Here is a 14,911-nt window from a genome sequence, read left to right on the forward strand (position 1 = left end):
AGTAGCCGGTACAGCATATTTGCCTGTAGGCAGTATTTATACAAAACAGAATTATGCGAATGAAAATGGCCCTCCGGAGCCTTTCTCTTTTTCTGCCGCTGCACTTCTTTTAAGGTGCCAGCTGTTAGAGTAAGGGCTTTTATCTGAACCAGGATGCTGGCGCCTCAGGAAACAGGACGCAGTTCTTTTTAACACTTTTGTTGAAATCCTACATGCCAACCCTTGAATTCCCGTAAGCCAGCGATGCTGGCTGTCATCTCTAAGTATCACCTGAAAAGCCTCCTGATGACCTCTGCCAGTTGCTCGGTTAGCACACGCCTGGAGTAGTAGGTGTGGTTAATGAGCGGCAGGTCGAGGTTGTGGTTTATTTTCCAGGCCCGGCTAAGCTGGGTCATGTGGTCCAGCATGAGCTCGTAGGCGGTGTAGTGGAACATGCGGCCGGCCCCGCACTCGTCAATGATCCGGTCAGTGTCGGAGTGAACGGGACCTAGGCACACAATGGGCTTGTTCGACGCCAGGTATTCAAACAGCTTGCCCGGCACGTTGGCGAACACGTTCGGAACATCGGCCATGGCCAGGAACAGGATCGTGCTTTCCATCATGTACTGAATGGCCCGCTTGTGCGGCACGTGCGGAATGTATTCGGTAATTCCCTCCAGCCCCGCCTTTTCGATCCGGCTACGGACCCCATCCGATACTTTCCCGACAAAGCGCAGCTTGTAGTTGATCTCGTGGTGCACCGAGCGCAGGTGTGCCAGCACTTTCAGAAACACATCAATGTTATAGTTTTCTGCGATGGTGCCGGTGTAGGTAATCAGGAATGTGTCGGCGGGAGGAGCCGACGGATAAATAAAATCGTCGTCGTCGTACCCGTTCGGGATTACATGAATCTTGTGGTGGTCGATGCCTGCCGGCTTGTTTAGGAAGAGGCGTTTGGTGTCTTCGCTGGTCACGATTACGGCATCGGCCTGCTCCAGCACCTGTCGCTCGTAGCTGGCATCGAGGCGTTTGGCAATAGCCGTGTGGTAGAGCTGGTCGTAGTAGTGGATGTTGGTCCAGGGGTCGCGCAGGTCGGCTATCCACTTCAGGTTGTGCTTTTTGCGCAGCTCCAGCCCGATCAGCTGGGTAGAGTGTGGCGGACTGGTGGTGACAACCGCTTTGTATTGCCCGTTCTGAAGCAACTGGTCTGCCTGTCGTATGGCATGCTTGTTCCAGCCTACCCGAGCATCGGGTATAAACAGGTTGCCGCGCACAAATTTGAACACCTTATCGAGAAAGGAGTCTTGGCCTTTCTGGTTGGCGAAGCCGCTATAGGGAATTTCCTTTTTGCCGGAAAGCTTCTTGTAATACTCAAAAGGCTCCGAAGTGGAAGTGCGGTAAACAGCCAGACCCTCAGGTACTTCGCTCTGGAAAGTGGAGTCCAGCAGGGGGTACGAAGCCTGCTTCTCATCTACGGTGATGACAGTGGGCCTTATGCCCGCCTGCGGAAAGTACTTGATAAATTTGAGTCCCCGTTGCACGCCAGGCCCGCCCGATGGTGGCCAGTAGTAGGAGATATAAAGCAGTTCTAGAGGGTCGTGTGATTTCAATTCTTAGCCTGATAATCTGAGGTTCTAACTAATTAGTGTTTTCTGCCAGTATGGCTGTACGCGTACTTTTCCATACTGTCTGAATCAGGATTAATAGAAATTTAAAGGTAACAGAATTTTTGATGAATGTAAATCCGCCTTCTCAGGCTAAAGTACGTCTGTGCCATGGCGGCAGGCCTACTGCTGCCTGGTCATAATCTTCCGGAGTTCTGTAAAAGAATGAAGCGGGCCGGATGTAACAACAGTATTTACAACCCAGGCCGGCAGCGAACCGCCCGGATTTACGCTGAATATATATTCTGCCAGGATCGTGTTTTTTGTAAGCGGCACGATTTTCCAGGAGGCAGTGGAGTAGGGAACCCGGACTTTGCCTTTCTGGGGAGGCATATAATCCTGCAGGCTTTTAGAGCTGATAAGCACATGCTGTGTGTTTTGGTCTTTGGATACGGTAAGCTGCAGCACCATGTCGCGGTTGCTGACCGGCCAGGGCAGGTCGGCCACATTGTAGTAAATAATGGTGTGGTCGTTTACCTTTTTTAACAGGCGGGTTTCCTTTAGGCCATATACCCATTCTTTATGGTTAGCTACGTCTAAAATAACAGCCACCAGTTGGGCGGGTGTGCCAGGCATCTCTGTTACTACTTTTATTTCCTTCAGCTTATCATCGGTCAGCCGCCTGGTATATACCTTTATTCCATTCTCATCTTTTTTCAGGTCCCAGCCGTCCTGTGCTAAAAGAGCAGGTGTAACTGCTAGCAGAAAGAGCAGCGAAAGGATATGCCTTGCTTTGCCGATTACGGGCCAAATATAATTTATCGGGTACATAGGTTATGAAAAAGGAAATGCCAAAAATTCAATATACTGAGCTGAAGCAGGAGAAAAATGTCCTTTCAGCGTGGCTAATCTTTGGTAGTACGCAAATTTTTAAAAAAAAGAACGGCTTTTAGGGCAGTATCAGGCGCTTCCTTAATTGCATTAATGGCGAAGGGTTTTCAGTTAAGCTCCCAGCCACGCCTGGTGCCACCGGCAAAGACCTCTGCCTTCGCTACCTTCAGCCTTCAACTTTTATGGGCAAACTTATAAGCTTTAGCTGTTGCAGGTATCATATAAAAAGAAAAATCCTTATTTTTGTAGGTAAATCCAGAAAAAGAGATGTTTGATAATTTAAGTAACAAGTTAGACCGCGCCTTTAAAACCCTGAAAGGGCAGGGAAGCATTACCGAAATTAACGTTGCCCAAACCATAAAAGAGGTACGCCGCGCCCTGGTAGATGCTGACGTAAACTATAAAGTTGCCAAAACTGTAACCGACAAGATCAAAGATGAGGCCATGGGCCGCGACGTGTTGATCGCTGTGTCGCCGGGGCAGCTGATGGTGAAGATCGTGTACGAGGAGCTGACGGAGCTGATGGGCGGCGAGAAGCAGGACATCAACATCAAAGGCGATCCGGCTATCATCCTGATAGCGGGTCTGCAGGGTTCTGGTAAAACCACTTTCACGGGCAAACTGGCCAGCTACCTCAAAAAGCAGAACCGAAATGTACTGGTGGCAGCCTGCGACGTGTACCGCCCGGCTGCGATAAACCAGCTGATGGTGCTGGCTGAGCAGGTAGGCGTAGAGGCCTACACCGAGATGGAAAACAAAAATCCGGTTCAGATTGCCCTCAACGCCATTGAGCACGCCCGTAAAACAAATAAGAAAGTAGTGATCATTGATACCGCCGGCCGTTTGGCCGTGGACGAGGCGATGATGAATGAGATTGCCGAAATTAAGCGCGCCGTAAAACCAACCGAAACCCTGTTTGTGGTCGACTCCATGACAGGTCAGGATGCGGTGAACACAGCCAAAACCTTCAACGACCGCATCAATTTTGACGGGGTGGTGCTGACCAAGCTCGACGGTGACTCCCGTGGTGGTGCAGCTCTTTCTATCCGTTCTGTGGTGGAGAAGCCGATTAAGTTTATCTCTACCGGCGAGAAGATGGAGGCGCTCGACCTGTTCTACCCAGACCGGATGGCACAGCGGATCCTGGGCATGGGCGACGTGATCTCCCTGGTGGAGCGCGCGCAGCAGGCCTTCGACGAAGACGAAGCGAAGCGCATCAACAAGAAGATCCGCAAAAACCAGTTCAACTTCGATGACTTCCTCACACAGCTGGAGCAGATCAAGAAGATGGGCGACATCAAAGACCTGGTAGGCATGATACCAGGTGTAGGCAAGGCCCTGAAGGATGTGGAGATAGACGACAATGCCTTTAAACCAATAGAAGCCATTATCAGATCCATGACGCCATACGAGCGCGAGAACCCGGATGTGATCTCCGGCGGCCGACGTGCCCGTATTGCCAAAGGCAGCGGCACCGATATTCAGCAGGTAAACAACCTGATGAAGCAATTCAATGATATGCGCAAGATGATGCGCTCCATGAACAAGATGGCCGGTAAACCAGGTGGTCTGGCCAACCTTGCCAAAATGATGGGTAAATAAGGATACGATCCCTTCCTTTTTATAGTAGCAGTGGCTGCACCAGACAAGGTGCAGCCACTGCTATTTTAAGACCGCCCTGAATTATTCAAATGAAAATAGCCCTCCGCAGTTTCTGCTGCTGCTGCTCCTAGCAGGACATAAGACATAAGACACAGGAATTTTGCCTGAGCCAGGACATCAAATAGATAAGAGTAAGAATTAATTGTTTGTTGAAGCCAGCACAGGTCATTCATCTCCAAATTTCCAATTAGCCAATTAGCCATTTACTAATTAGCACATCAGCACATTAAGCTATTAGCACATTAATAAGCATTTTTATTTTCATGCTGTTCCCAGGCTTTAAAGCCTGCCAGGGCTTCTTCGTGCAGCAGTTGCACCATGGGTATTTGTCTGTTGGCCAGTGGTTTATCCAGTTCTTCGTATATAAAATAGTCGTCGAAGCCGATGCGGGCAGCGTCGGATTTGGTGTTGCCGTAGTACACTTTGCGGGGGCGGGCCCAGTAAATGGCGCCCAGGCACATGGGGCAGGGCTCACAACTGGTATACAGGTCGCAGTCTGTGAGTTGAAAGGTGCCCAGTGCCTGGCAGGCTTTCCGGATGGCGTCGACCTCGGCATGGGCCGTTGGGTCGTTTGAAGCGAGCACATTGTTGAACCCACGGGCAATGATCTCCCCATTGCGCACGATTACGGCTCCGAATGGCCCCCCGAAACCAGCTCTCATTTTTTCTATAGACAAACGGATGGCCTCCCGCATAAATTCTTCTTGCTCCTTCATACAGATTGGAATTTTGGTTATATTAAATGGTTACGTAAAACTCCTGTAAGTATTGTATAAGTTTTTTCTACCTATACGTTAGATATGCCTGGAGAACTTTGTTTTGGCCTGGTCTGCGCCCTTTCTGGCTTTGCTCCCGGCAGTGAATACCATCTGGCCCAGCTACATGCTGTTGTATGGATGTTGGCATCAAAATGGCTATAAACGGCCTGTTGCAGCCCGGCTCCGGTTTAGCCTGATTTTTGTTATACATGAACAAGCAAACTACATAAAGCTATGACATTTATCTTATCGCTACTGCTGTGGTTGGTAGCCCCTGCTGAAGTGCCGGAAATCCTGCCTCCGGTGGAAGAACCTGTCTCATATGCCCGCCAGGATTCAGTCGCCTACTTGTCGAAGGTTTGGATTCTGCGGGAGCGCATTTTAAAGGAAAAGGAGGAACTCGTATCGGTGCGGCCAGTGCTGAAACTTATCCTCTCCTTGCACCCGGATAAAACCTATCAGCTTATACAGGAGAATGACCTGCCAAATGCTGTTAATGGCGCAGAAGTGGTGGAGGAAGGCATTTGGGAGCTCGACGAAGACAACGGGTATATCGGCGTGCAGGTAACGCAGGTAGACGGCCGGGCTATCCGGAGCGCCCTGGCTTACCGCTGGCAGATTGCCCGCATGCTACCAAGCCGGTTAGTGTTGTCTACGGTAACCCAGGAAGGAGAACTTCTGGTTTTTGAAGAGAAGCACGAGACCAGCAGCCAGAAACTGTAGGCAGCAAACCTGCCAGGGCAAGGTTAACCCCGACGGAATCAGAGGCCGGCCAGGCTGAAACAACCCCCCGGCCTGTAACACAGCTTAAAATAAAAGGCAGCCTGGGTGTCAGAACCTGTGCTGCCTTTTACTTTCTTCGCTTGTGCCACATTTTACCAGCTCTCAGGGCGGCAAGGGCTTTTAGCTTAAAGAAGCCTTTTCCTGCCTATATCGCTATAAGCACCATATGGGACTAAATGTATATTATATTAGTAGTACGAGTTGTTTATCAGGAGGTTTGATGAATCACTGCAATCTTCCGGTAAGGGTTGAAAGGATAGCTGGAGCAGGCTTCAATCCATAGCCGGGTTCGGGTTCTAAGTTTATTAAAGTAGATTCTTGTCAGCTCGTTCAAGGGGCCTGGGTACGTAGCTCCTTGCGAACCACGAGGCGCCCGGACGGATGCAACGCTGAATTGGAAATGGACGCTAAAAATCAAAAAAAATCAGGTTTCGTATCAAAGGAGAGCATTGTACCTATTACCTTTCCGGCCTATGAAAAATTTTAGCAGTTTTACCTTTCCTGTTTTGCTCTGCCTCCTGCTGGTGAGCAGTTGTGCGCTTACCCGTGAGCAGCGGCTGCAAAACGACTTTGATGATTTCAGAGCCTGGATCTCAAACCTGGGGCAGCAACTGGAGCACCAGTCGGAGGAGAGCTGGCAACAGGCAAGTGCGGAGTTTAGTGCCAGAACGACCAGCCTGGACGAGCAGCAGCAGCACCTGACCAGGGAATTAAAAGAAGAGTATCAGGCCTTGAAAGCGCAGTTTGCGGAACTGGAGGAGGAACAGGCGCAGCTTAGAATTAAAAATAAATGGCGAACCGACTTGTTAGAGGATGCAGCCGATATCTCTGCTATCACGGCCGGGAGCCTCTGGCAGGCTTATGCCACCTTTATGAGCAATGTGCGGCTGCGCTGTGCAAATTGGGAAGATGAGGACTGGAGAATGGCCCATGAGGTATACCAGCAACTAGCACGCCGACAGGATGAGGTTGCAGCAGGTATCACAACAGAAGATGAGGTCAGGATAAAAGCCCTGCAAATGGAGTACCATGCCCTCCGAACCGGCGCTGACGAGGACGAAGATAAAGTAACAGGCACCGAACCTGAAACAGAGTCCTGAAAAACTCCAGGAAGGCTGCTCTCAGACATGCTGGCTTAGATATCACCAAAGTTGCCGATCAGCCGAAAAGGAGTTTGGCGCCTCCCAAAAAAATAAAGATCCAGATCAGCCCTTTAATAAAGAAGAATAAAAATCCGGCTATCCCAAATTTTTTCAGGCCACTTTTTAACTTAGACATAAGCTGCTATCATTAATTACCATTTCCAGACTCAGAACGCACAAATATACAAAAATGTCCCCGCCAATCCATAGAATGATAACAATCATAATCGGGTTAGGGGAGCAGCTGTTTAATAAGTGAATGAATTCCCGGCCTGATGAGCCAATTGCCAAATAGCGTAAGCGTGAAATAGTGGATGCCCAGATGCCCTATTTGTGAGAGGCATGTGCCGTACGGGCCGTCAAACTTTCAGCTTTTAACTTTGATAAGCTGCTTGATCTGGGCGGCATGGTGGTCGAAATGGTCCTGTAGAAAAGTGAGGCATTGTGCTGCCGAAAGCGGCCCTGCATAGGGGTGTTTAAACAGGCATTTGTGGAGCAGTTCGGGTGGCAGGTCGGTCAGCAGGTCTTCGAACTGGAAGCGCAGATGGTCCCATTTGCTTCGCAGCTCGGGTAGACAAACTTCTTCCGGAACATCAGCCATCCTGGGCGGCGCCTTAAATCTGACCTGCGACTTAAGCAGAATGGTTAACAGAATAGATTTTACGGTGTGGGAAAGGGAGGAACTGATGAGCTTTTCCGGCTCCTGCAGCTTGCGTTGCATATAGCAGACCGTAAACTCCTCTACCAGCACCAGGTGCGCTACGATTTGCCCCACCGACCATTTGTTATCGGCAGCTGGAGTGTTCAGGATTGCAGGATCCAGCTGCTCCAGATTATCCAGAAGGCGGTTCCTTGATTTCTCGAGGCGTAGGTACTTAGCTTCTAAGTTTGGATTCATCAGCGATCAGGCAATTTAGAAGCCTGTAGGTAGGCAGATATTGACCAGTGTTATATATCAATTACGGCATATATCCTGAAAAATGCAAATAATAACCTGTTTTTTAGGTGTTAATAAAAGATGACATCCTTAAAGTTATGTTTTTATTTACCTATTATCCTATTGCTCCAATCAGGTTATTTCGGATTGGCTGAAATATCTGGTAAATTTGTTTTTTGATCTGAAATGGAAGATTTACAAGACCCTATAGGAGCCGCTCTCCTCGATAAAATGCGAGGAGTAGAAGGTGCCGAAATAACGGTAGAGAGCAACTTAACCGAAGACGACATTATTCCGGTCGATTATCTTTTCAGGAGTATCAGCCAGATGCCTGAACTGGAGCAACTAGCCCTGGAAACATGCCGGGGAACCGTGCTCGATATAGGTGCCGGAGCCGGCAGCCATAGCCTTGCCCTGCAGGAACGGGGAGTGCAGGTAACGGCGTTGGATATATCGGCCGGCGCCGTGCAGGTTATGCAGGCAAGAGGCGTTAGGCAGGTGCTGCACCAGGACATCCTGAAGCTGCAGGGGCCGACCTACGATACCATGCTGTTGCTGATGAACGGCATCGGCATAGCCGGTAACCTGACAGGCTTATCGCGCTTTCTGAACCATGCCCGCACGCTGCTGGAGCCGGGAGGACAAATACTGCTAGAGTCGTCGGATATTCTGTACATGTTTGAGGAGGAAGATGGCAGTGTGCTGCTCGACCTGAATGCGGGCTACTATGGCGAAGTAATGTACAACATGCGGTACAAAGCCCATGAAACCGGCTGGTTTAACTGGCTCTTTATAGATGCCGCCCTCCTGGAAGATTATGCCACAGATCAGGGTTTTGACTTCCGGTTGCTCTACCAGGGAGAGGATGGCAACTACCTGGCCAGCCTGACGCTGCTGCAATAAGCAAACCTGCCGCCGCGTCAGGCTGGCCAGGAGGCAAACGGAAGTACGTCTTCATAGAAATAAAACTTGATGAGGTAAAAATCACTTTAAGAGATGGAAGAAAGGCTTTCGTTTTTTCCAAAAGCTAAATCAACACATCAGCACCCAACCCAATTATTCTAATCAAATTACCCCTCCAGAGGTATTTACTGCTGTTGGTGCTGCTCTTTGAAGAGGATATAAGATGCAGGACACAGGATTTGTGTATCACGATGATCTCATCACGAAGCACGACATAAGACTTCTGGCTATAGATCAGCTGTCTGTTAATCAGGATTTCTAAATTGATTTCCCAATATCCAAATCAACCACTCAACAACCAGCAAATTATTCTAATAAAATAGCACCTCCCAAGACTTTTGCTGCTGCAGCACTTCTCTTTTGCCTGTTATCCTGTTGCGCCGGGAACCGTATGAGTAAGCATTGTAAGACGTAAGAGCGTTGCAGAAGCGTTCTAGCTGTCCGTAAAGCAATAGTGTTGGAGCTTATGAAACAAACGTTTAAGACCACCTGGGAGATTACCAAGCAGACATTTAAAGAATTTGCCGATGACCGACCGCTGGATTATGCTGCCATCATCGGCTTCTATACCATATTCTCGCTTCCTGCCGTGCTTATCATCATGATCCGGATAGCAGGGGCGGCTTTTGGGCAGGAGGCCGTGCGCGGAGAGGTCGTGAACCAGATCGGCGGCATAGTAGGGCGGAACAGTGCGGAGCAGATTCAGAACATCATCGAGAATGCCAGCCAGTCGGAAGCCAGCACCATCGGCACAATAATAGGCGTAGCCACCATGATCTTTTCGGCCACTACTGTTTTTGTGGCCCTGCAGGATTCGCTCAATGCCATGTGGGAAGTAAAGGCCAAACCCGAGAAAGGCTGGATAAAGCTGGTGATAGACCGGGTGCTCTCCCTGGCCATGGTCGTCAGCCTTGGTTTTTTGCTGCTGGTTTCGTTGTCGCTGGATGTGGTGCTTGGTGTTGTGAACGACTACCTGAAGCAGGAGATATCGGGAGTGGCGGTTTACTTTATGACGGCAGCCAATGTGGCCGTTTCTATCGCGATCGCCATCCTTATTTTTGCCGTCATCTTTAAAGTGCTTCCGGATGCCAAAATCCGCTGGCCCAATGTGTGGGTAGGCGCCACGGTTACGGCCTTACTTTTTGTGATAGGGAAGTTTGTGCTCAACATCTATTTTCAGCACGACCCGCTGGCCGATACCTATGGTGCCGCCGGCTCGCTGGTCCTGATCCTGGTGTGGGTGTACTATACGTCCGTTATTTTCCTGCTGGGGGCAGAATTTACGCAAGTTTATTCACGTGAGCACGACAGAGGCATCAGGCCACAGGACAATGCCGTAAAAGTGCGTACGGAGGAAGTTGAAACGGATGAATATGGTGAAAGACGGGAAATAAAAAAAGGGAAAGCTCTTTAACAGGAGCTTTCCCTTTTCTATAATCTAAACAAGCACTTAGACTTTCGTGTACATTACCTGCTTTACAGCCGCAATCGTGCGCTCTACGTTTGGCAGCGAAGCCTCGATGAGCGTAGGGGCGTAAGGAAGCGGCACATCGCGGCAGGTAACGCGCTTCACAGGGGCGTCCATGTAATCGAAGGCGTTGCTCTGGATGTGGTAGGCGATCTCTGAAGAAATAGAGGCCAGCGGCCATGCTTCTTCCACTACCACCATACGGTTGGTTTTCTTTACAGACTCAATTAAGGTCTTATAGTCGATTGGTCTTACCGTGCGCAGGTCAATTACTTCCGCGTTTACACCGTCTTTGGCAAGTTCTTCGGCAGCAGCCAGGGCTACTTTCATCATTTTGCCGAAAGATACGATGGTAACGTCAGAACCTTGGCGCTTAATGTCGGCCACACCGATCGGGATCAGGTATTCTTCCTCAGGTACCTCGCCCTTGTCGCCGTACATCTGCTCCGATTCCATAAAAATAACCGGGTCGTTGTCGCGGATGGCGGTTTTAAGAAGACCTTTGGCATCGTAAGGGTTAGAGGGCACTACTACCTTAAGGCCGGCCGTGTTGGCAAACCAGTTCTCAAAGTTCTGGGAGTGCTGCGAAGACAGCATGCCGGCACTGCCCGTAGGACCACGGAACACCATAGGGGCACCATACTGGCCGCCAGACATGGACATTACCTTGGCAGCCGAGTTAATTATCTGGTCGATAGCCACCAACGAGAAGTTGAAGGTCATGAACTCGATGATAGGGCGCAGACCGTTCATGGCTGATCCAACGCCGATACCTGCAAAACCAAGTTCTGCAATGGGAGTGTCGATTACACGCTCCGGACCAAATTCGTCCAGCATGCCCTGGCTTACTTTATAGGCGCCATTGTACTCGGCCACTTCTTCACCCATCAAATAAACGCTTTTGTCACGGCGCATTTCTTCGCTCATGGCTTCGCGCAAGGCTTCTCTAAACTGTATACTTCGCATATAGGATGTTTATTTCTATTTCTGCAGGTAAAATTAAGATAAGTCCGCCAATTTACAATGCCTTCTTCATAATTATGCAGCCGGCCTATGGCAGAAGGGCCTCCTGAAAGAAACGGGTACGGTGGTAATCCCTGAATTCGAGGTCCTCCACTGCCTCTTTAATCAGCGCCTGGTTACTGCGGATGGCTCTGCGCAGGTGCTCTGCCAGCATTTGCTCCTGCTTGCTGCGCGCAGCCACTACTGCCAGAAAATAATGAGCCCGGGCATCGTTGGGCTTATGTTGCAGGGCGAGTTGGTAAAAACGTTCGGCCCCTTCGTGATTTTCTTTGAGGAGGTAGCTCAGGCCCAGGTTCATTTGCGTCTGGTAGCTGTCGCCGGCATAACGCAGGCTGGCAATAGCCTCATCATACAGGCCCATCTCAATCTCAAGGGCGGCTTTATCGGCAAAAATGCGGGTTAGCAGGGTGCTGTCGCCGCCCATCCGGATGGCATAGTTGTAAGATTCCAGCGCTTTGGGTTTATCTCCCCGCACATGCCGGGCGCTGCCAAGGCCATAGTGCACGGCGGCTGTCGGGTTGCGGTAGCCGGCATAGGAGAGGTGGTGAATGGCACTGTCCAGCAACCGGTGCTGTACTGCTGGCCGGTATTCTTTATCGGCCATCTGCAGATATACCACTCCCAGATTAAAATAAGCGGGCCATTTATCCGTGAGTTTAACAGAGGCCTCAAATAGCTTTTTTCTTTCGCTGAGCAGCGGGGTTAGGGTAGCGGCATAGAGCAGCTCGTCGGCGGTGAGCTGGTCCGGGGCGGCTTTCTGGTCTGCGATCTTCTGTGCGAGCAGGTAAAGGCGGTAATCCGGTTTGCGGCTTCGCTTATAGTTTATTTCTGCCCGTGCGGTCCGGAGGCTGGGGTAGATGTACCGCTGCAGGTAAGGGTATGCCTGCGTGTGCTGCAAGGAAGTAGCCATGGCAGTGAGAGAGCCTCTTTTGCCGATAACAGCCAGTATCTCCGCCACCTGCTTTTTGGGCAGGGCCGATTGCTTTACCTTTGTGGCCAGCTGTTCCTGCAAATCCGCTGCATCGTCGGTCGTAATGGTTACCTTTTTCCCGGAGTAGTCGAGCATCTCCACTTTCTGCTGGTAATATTGTTTTAGTTCAGCCGCTCTCCTGGCTGCCAGGCCCTGTCCTGCCTCGTCGGGCGACTGGCTGCCGGATACGCTTATCTGCTGCGCCTCCACGTTGTCCATGATGTACTGGTCCAGCGATTGCAGGTTAGAGCCCACATAGTTGCGCAGCTGGTGCTCATCTTTCTCGAAGAAAAACTCCAGGTGCTCTTTGGTATGGTCATCGGGGTTGTAGGCACTGGGAATGTAAAGCACCTGGTTGTCTTTCACAACAGAGAGGGGAGTGGTCAGGATACCGGAAGCAAGCCTTTTAGGTTCGGCATACACCACCTGCTCGGTTTTGGCGTCCATTGCCCGGCCCTGCACCATCAGGTGGCCGTTTCTTTTAGCGGGAGTATAAGCAAATGCCAGCGTTTTGGTGATGGTCGGCTTTTTGTTTTCGTACAGAAACTCCCCGAACTGAAAATTGAGGGTGGCAATATTCTCACGCTTGTTCTCGCCATACGCATAATAAACATCGACCTTATACGGGTATTTTTTGTTCACCAGGCGCTGAGGCACCCTGGCCTTTAACTCAAAAGTTACTTCATCGCCCGATGCGGCCAGGGGCTCGGGCTGTATGGTTATTTCCTGCTTCTTATCTGCATGGCGAAGAATGCGTGGCAGTGTGCAGGACGATATGAAGCAGCTGATAATGAAGATGAAAGGCGTTAGCTGGTTAAGTGAGACTCTGATAAGTGGCATATCCTGTTTCTAAATAAACCGTAAAATACATCAAAATTCCGCTTTAGCCGTTATGGGCATGTCCGGACGCTGTAATTTTCACGATGGCATCTGCTTAATAAAAGAAACTTTTGCAGCTTTTTTCTGTTTAAGCAGAAGAATTTTGCCGGAAAAATGAGGTGGGAAGGTGAAACAGCCTCCGTATTTTTATTTTGACGGAAAAAAATTATAGTATATTTTTAGATTTTAATTTTTAAACGAATTATGAGACGGCTCCAGTACTTTATCGAATCTCAGGCTTTTGGTGTGTGCACCATGCTGGGGGAGAAGCTTGGAATCGCTTCCAGCAGCATACGATTTTCTTTTGTTTACCTCTCGTTTCTCACATTCGGGTCTCCGGTGCTGCTTTACCTGATGCTGGCCTTCTGGATGAATGTGAGCAAGCACCTGCGCCGTGAGCGCAGCACTATCTGGGATCTATAGCGCCTGCACCGTCCGCTTCTGGCGGATAAAGTACGCCCACACGATACTGCCCTTGTAGACGCCGTTCATCTGTGCAATATTGTGTTTGGTGAGCTGCAATTTTCGGCGGCTATGCCAGTAGGCTGCATTCCGCAGCAGGGAAGCATGTGCCTCTAACACAGCTTTGGCATCTGCCGCCTGGCCTGCCACGAGCATACGGGCAGCCGCAATCCAATCCAGTATAATCCTGAAGATCATGACAGGCAGGAGTTCCCTGAAGGGGAGGTTCTTGTAGAGCATGGCCAGCCCGTTGCGGAAGTTCAGAAACGTTTTGTGCGGGTTCGACTTGTGCAATGTGCCACCTCCCAGGTGGAACACCTGGCTCAGGCCGCTGTACATGACTTTATACCCGGCGTTTCTGACGCGCCAGCAAAAGTCTATTTCCTCCATGTGCGCGAAAAAAGCGGGTTCGAGCCCACCCAGCGCATGAAAGGCATCGGCCCGTACAAACATGCAGGCCCCCGTTGCCCAGAATACTTCCTGCACATCGTTATACTGCCCCTGGTCATCTTCCAGGTGCTCAAACAGCCTGCCACGGCAAAAGGGGTAGCCCAGCGCATCGATCATGCCTCCGGCTGCCCCTGCATACTCGAACATGTGCGGATGCTGGTAGGCATTGATTTTGGGCTGGCAAACGGCTATATGCTCATCCGATTCCAGCAGCGATAAAACAGGAATCACCCAACCTGGCGTTACAGCCACATCGGAGTTGAGGAGCACGTAATAGGTTGCCTCCACTTGCCTGAGTGCCTGGTTATAGCCTTCGCAGAAACCCAGGTTGGTCTGGTGCCGGATCAGGCGCACCTGCGGGAAATGCTCCTGCAGGTACACCACCGATTCATCCGTGGAGGCGTTGTCGGCCACAATTATTTCGCAGCCGGGGCTGTGTTCCAGCACTGATGGAAGAAACTGCTGCAGGTGGTGCCGCCCGTTCCAGTTAAGTATGACAACGGCCGTGTGGCCTGGTTTACATGCCAAAGTTTCCTAGATCTAATCCGGGGATGTTGGGGAGCAGGCCTTCGGTGTTTTTTTTCAGCTCTTCCTGTGCCTTCTCGTTGGCTGATTCCATGGCGCTGTTCACGGCGGCAACCACCAGGTCGTTTACCATGTCGCGGTCGTTGGTGTTCAGGATCGAGTCATCTATCTCTATTTTGAGGAGTTTGCGCTGCCCGTTTACGGTGGCCTTTACCAATCCGGCCCCCGACTCGGAGGTAACGGTGATGTGCTGCAGCTTATCCTGCGCTTCTTTAATCTTGGCCTGGACTTCTTTTACCTTGCCAAGCATTCCGAACATATCAAACATGATGCTTCTCTCTAAAAATGAATTACTGCCAGCTTAAACCTAAACCGGCACTTTTGTTACTGCAAATATACGGATTGGCGGCAAATG

14 protein-coding genes are annotated in these 14,911 nt (G+C 50.3%); 6 read left to right on the forward strand and 8 right to left on the reverse strand.

The window, feature by feature from the left end; translation table 11 throughout:
• Positions 1–266: 266 nt before the first annotated feature.
• Both FJM74_RS16130 and FJM74_RS16135 read right to left on the reverse strand, forming a co-directional pair.
• Positions 267–1,589, reverse strand: coding sequence for a glycosyltransferase family 4 protein (locus tag FJM74_RS16130; RefSeq protein ID WP_187263672.1), 1,323 nt, complete (start codon positions 1,587–1,589; stop codon positions 267–269).
• A 177-nt stretch (positions 1,590–1,766) separates the two neighbouring features.
• Entirely contained in the window at positions 1,767–2,414 is a 648-nt protein-coding gene (locus FJM74_RS16135) for an START domain-containing protein (protein ID WP_187263673.1), read from the reverse strand.
• A 327-nt stretch (positions 2,415–2,741) separates the two neighbouring features.
• Here FJM74_RS16135 and ffh point away from each other — a divergent pair, with 327 nt between their 5' ends.
• On the forward strand, positions 2,742–4,076 hold the full coding sequence (gene ffh, locus FJM74_RS16140) for a signal recognition particle protein (protein ID WP_187263674.1): 1,335 nt from the start codon (positions 2,742–2,744) through the stop codon (positions 4,074–4,076).
• A 302-nt stretch (positions 4,077–4,378) separates the two neighbouring features.
• Here ffh and FJM74_RS16145 read toward each other — a convergent pair whose 3' ends face one another.
• Complete coding sequence (locus FJM74_RS16145; RefSeq protein ID WP_187263675.1) at positions 4,379–4,852, reverse strand: nucleoside deaminase; 474 nt, start codon at positions 4,850–4,852, stop codon at positions 4,379–4,381.
• Positions 4,853–5,128: 276 nt separating this feature from the next.
• On the opposite strand from FJM74_RS16145, the gene FJM74_RS16150 reads away from it, so the two are divergent.
• Positions 5,129–5,617, forward strand: coding sequence for a hypothetical protein (locus FJM74_RS16150; protein WP_187263676.1), 489 nt, complete (start codon positions 5,129–5,131; stop codon positions 5,615–5,617).
• Between the two features lie 533 nt (positions 5,618–6,150).
• The gene (locus tag FJM74_RS16155) at positions 6,151–6,777 is read left to right on the forward strand and encodes a DUF6565 domain-containing protein (protein ID WP_187263677.1); all 627 of its coding nucleotides are present in this window, start codon (positions 6,151–6,153) and stop codon (positions 6,775–6,777) included.
• A gap of 409 nt (positions 6,778–7,186) precedes the next feature.
• Here FJM74_RS16155 and FJM74_RS16160 read toward each other — a convergent pair whose 3' ends face one another.
• On the reverse strand, positions 7,187–7,717 hold the full coding sequence (locus FJM74_RS16160; RefSeq protein ID WP_187263678.1) for a DinB family protein: 531 nt from the start codon (positions 7,715–7,717) through the stop codon (positions 7,187–7,189).
• 225 nt (positions 7,718–7,942) lie between these two features.
• On the opposite strand from FJM74_RS16160, the gene FJM74_RS16165 reads away from it, so the two are divergent.
• Together FJM74_RS16165 and FJM74_RS16170 are read left to right on the forward strand one after the other, a co-directional pair.
• Complete coding sequence (locus FJM74_RS16165) at positions 7,943–8,659, forward strand: class I SAM-dependent methyltransferase (protein ID WP_187263679.1); 717 nt, start codon at positions 7,943–7,945, stop codon at positions 8,657–8,659.
• Positions 8,660–9,185: 526 nt separating this feature from the next.
• On the forward strand, positions 9,186–10,133 hold the full coding sequence (locus FJM74_RS16170; protein WP_187263680.1) for a YihY/virulence factor BrkB family protein: 948 nt from the start codon (positions 9,186–9,188) through the stop codon (positions 10,131–10,133).
• Positions 10,134–10,169: 36 nt separating this feature from the next.
• On the opposite strand, the gene FJM74_RS16175 is transcribed toward FJM74_RS16170, so the two are convergent.
• The gene (locus FJM74_RS16175; protein WP_187263681.1) at positions 10,170–11,153 is read right to left on the reverse strand and encodes a pyruvate dehydrogenase complex E1 component subunit beta; all 984 of its coding nucleotides are present in this window, start codon (positions 11,151–11,153) and stop codon (positions 10,170–10,172) included.
• An 85-nt stretch (positions 11,154–11,238) separates the two neighbouring features.
• Positions 11,239–13,020, reverse strand: a complete 1,782-nt coding sequence (locus FJM74_RS16180; protein ID WP_187263682.1) for a tetratricopeptide repeat protein — start codon at positions 13,018–13,020, stop codon at positions 11,239–11,241.
• A gap of 243 nt (positions 13,021–13,263) precedes the next feature.
• Here FJM74_RS16180 and FJM74_RS16185 point away from each other — a divergent pair, with 243 nt between their 5' ends.
• Positions 13,264–13,482 carry a PspC domain-containing protein gene (locus FJM74_RS16185; protein ID WP_187263683.1) on the forward strand — a complete coding sequence of 73 codons (219 nt, stop codon included), beginning with the start codon at positions 13,264–13,266 and terminating at the stop codon, positions 13,480–13,482.
• Here the strand turns inward: FJM74_RS16185 and FJM74_RS16190 are convergent.
• Entirely contained in the window at positions 13,477–14,499 is a 1,023-nt protein-coding gene (locus tag FJM74_RS16190) for a glycosyltransferase family 2 protein (RefSeq protein WP_187263684.1), read from the reverse strand. The two genes, FJM74_RS16185 and FJM74_RS16190, sit on opposite strands and share 6 nt — an antisense overlap.
• The gene (locus tag FJM74_RS16195) at positions 14,489–14,824 is read right to left on the reverse strand and encodes a YbaB/EbfC family nucleoid-associated protein (RefSeq protein WP_147922208.1); all 336 of its coding nucleotides are present in this window, start codon (positions 14,822–14,824) and stop codon (positions 14,489–14,491) included. Before FJM74_RS16195 ends, FJM74_RS16190 begins: the two co-directional genes overlap by 11 nt.
• Positions 14,825–14,911 lie beyond the last annotated feature (87 nt).

This window comes from Pontibacter beigongshangensis (assembly GCF_014332515.1).
In the GTDB taxonomy this organism is placed as follows: Bacteria; Bacteroidota; Bacteroidia; order Cytophagales; family Hymenobacteraceae; genus Pontibacter; species Pontibacter beigongshangensis.